This is a genomic window from Fontimonas thermophila (assembly GCF_900113085.1).
Taxonomy (GTDB): Bacteria; Pseudomonadota; Gammaproteobacteria; order Nevskiales; family Nevskiaceae; genus Solimonas; species Solimonas thermophila.
The window spans coordinates 1-1,916 of record NZ_FOOC01000027.1; the positions used below are offsets into that span (position 1 = coordinate 1).

The window sequence follows — 1,916 nt, forward strand, 5'->3', positions numbered from 1 at the left end:
GGACTGACACCGAGCGCCTACGCCAGGCAACTGGCATCGGCTACCATCCAACCCGGACTCTAGATCGAACCGCTACTGAAAGCGGGGGGACGTCGAGGCCACGAAGTCGTGACTGCAGTACTAGCCGATGAATTAACCGAAGCACAGGCATTGAAATTGGAAGCCGAGTTAATCGCGGCCTTTGGTACGGAAGACACAGGTGGGCTCCTCACAAATTCTGTAATGCCATCGGGCGCAGCACCTAAAGCTCGGCGCAACCTTACAGTCCCCGCTGGCGTTGTCGAAAAAGCTCAGATCGGCCTAGAACTCCTAAAGGCCGCCGTTCTTGAACTTGCCCAGGCCAACCCAGACGGAATCACCAATTCAGACGCATCAAAATCTCTTGGCCTTCAGAGTGATTACGCCGGTGACTCCAAAGACTACCTCGCTTGGAGTGTGCTTGGTCTACTCATGCGCGAAGGAAAGATGATTCGGGTCGAGGAAAGGAAACATCGTGCCGTGGTTCGCTAAATCCGCGGCTAACAGTCGCTTCGAGTGGGACGCTCCGCCAGCAAGCTTCGCTTGCCGGCTCCGCGCCCCTCAAGCTGTACGTTAGCGCTCAAAAAGGAGAAATTCGTGAAGGTTCTTTTGCATGTACTCGCAGTCCTGGCAATGACTATCGGCGGCGCCGCACACGCAGTTGACGTTGATGAGCAAACTAGGCGTTGCAATATCGAGAAGAACTCACTGACAAACCCGAAGCGCAAGGAAGGCGCTGAGTGCTTGAAACTGCGCGCCATGCTTGGAATGCCAGAGCCGCCGGTCGTAAACAACTACTACAACAACTCAGGTGGCAATCAGCGTGGCGGCGGCACTCAACGAGTATTTGATACAAACACAGGCCGTTGGTGCACTGTTTTCCCTGGCGGCACCATGCAATGTGACTAAGTCACGCGCTAACCAGAGCTTCAACCCGACATCCCGGTCTGCGCGGCTTCGCCGCTACGGCCGGGCTGCGGGTTAAGCTCGGCGTTAGGCCGCAGAAGGAACGCTCACCGCCGATGCAGATTCGTTTACATGCGCCAGGCGGCAAGTCGCCGCAAGTCATCATTCGGCCATCGCGCTCCCAGCTCGTGGCCAGAATCGCTTTTCTTTGTCTTTTCATGTTCGGCGCGCTGTTGCTGATTCGTTCCAATCCCGAGCTTGCGCCTGTCGCCTACGTGTTCGTCGGCCTACCGATTGTGTTCGTCTTAGATGCCTTCCTGGTGTTTCGCACGCGGCTCGAGATCGACGGCTCTGGGATCTCGCAGACCCATTACTGGTCGAGCTGGGCTTACCCGTGGAGCGAGATAGCAGGTTGGAGCCTGCACGAGATGAGCTCGCGGGGACCGAATCTGGTCGCCATCGAGCTACATTTCGTTGCGGGCGGTCGACAGAAGATCACCCCCGCGCTTGTACGGTATAAGGATGCAAACTACCTTCAGGTTCGCGACTCCCTCGTGCGGTACCTCGGCCCGCCAAGGCCGCAGCAAGGCTGAGCGGGTGGGAGTCGTTGCCAAGAATGGCTCTTCACTGGTCAGAGAAGATGCCGCTGAACTGATCATCTAGGATTGCATTGTATTCGTCCGGGCGTTCGGTGAACTACGTCGAATAGGCGCCGCCTAACACGCTGCTGCAGCCGACCGGCTTCGCCGGCGGCTGAGCTTTGTCGTTGGGCGCGACATAGCAAATGAGTATATTCATGAAAACCCATGCAGCGCTGGTACTCGCTGCGATTGTTGCACTCACAACACATATTGCCGAAGCACAACCGGGTAACAGGTTGCGCGAATATGTCATGCACACGACATCCCCCCACCTTCAGTAGCGGTTCGATCTAGAGTCCGGGTTGGATGGTAGCCGATGCCAGTTGCCTGGCATAGGCGCTCGGTGTCAGC

3 protein-coding genes are annotated in these 1,916 nt (G+C 57.0%); all 3 read left to right on the forward strand.

Annotated features, from left to right (window positions below):
• Positions 1 to 108: 108 nt before the first annotated feature.
• Positions 109 to 510, forward strand: coding sequence for a GIY-YIG nuclease family protein (locus tag BMZ48_RS12805; protein ID WP_200769633.1), 402 nt, complete (start codon positions 109 to 111; stop codon positions 508 to 510).
• A gap of 105 nt (positions 511 to 615) precedes the next feature.
• Positions 616 to 927, forward strand: coding sequence for a hypothetical protein (locus BMZ48_RS12930; protein ID WP_143383706.1), 312 nt, complete (start codon positions 616 to 618; stop codon positions 925 to 927).
• Positions 928 to 1,040: 113 nt separating this feature from the next.
• Positions 1,041 to 1,517: a hypothetical protein gene (locus BMZ48_RS12810; protein ID WP_143383707.1), complete on the forward strand. Its 477-nt coding sequence runs from the start codon at positions 1,041 to 1,043 to the stop codon at positions 1,515 to 1,517.
• Positions 1,518 to 1,916 lie beyond the last annotated feature (399 nt).